Here is a 443-nt window from a genome sequence, read left to right as displayed (position 1 = left end):
CATACACAGGATGAATAAAGGCGACCCCGGGGTCGCCTTTGTTACATCCGGGTCGCAGCCTAGAGCCGGAAGCGCCCGATCTCCTGCTCCAGCCGCTCGGTGAGAGACTTGAGCTGGGCCGCCTGGGCGGCCTCTTCGCCGGCCTGGGCCGCCAGCGCCTGGGAGACGTGGCGGATATTCTCGGTGTTGCGGCTGATCTCGCCGGTCACCGAGGTCTGCTCCTCGGCCGCCGCCGCGATCTGGGTCGCCATGTCGCTGATGGCGCCGATGGCCTCGTTGATCCTGCCCAGGCTGAGATTCGCCGCTTCGGCGTCCTCCACGCTGGTGCCCGCCAGCTGGCGGCTGGTCTCCATGCCGCCCACCGCCTTGCGGGTAGTCTGCTGCAGCGCCTCGATCATCTGCTGGATCTCGGCGGTGGAGTCGTGGGTGCGGCGCGACAGCAC

1 protein-coding gene is annotated in these 443 nt (G+C 68.4%); it reads right to left on the bottom strand.

The window, feature by feature from the left end:
- Positions 1–59 precede the first annotated feature (59 nt).
- Positions 60–443: methyl-accepting chemotaxis protein (locus AACR77_RS11715; RefSeq protein ID WP_231563219.1), on the bottom strand; the 384-nt coding region annotated here is incomplete at its 5' end.

The sequence above is a fragment of the Aeromonas sp. ZOR0002 genome (genome assembly GCF_963866995.1).
GTDB lineage: Bacteria > Pseudomonadota > Gammaproteobacteria > Enterobacterales > Aeromonadaceae > Aeromonas > Aeromonas caviae.
This window is presented reverse-complemented; position numbering and strand designations above follow the sequence as displayed.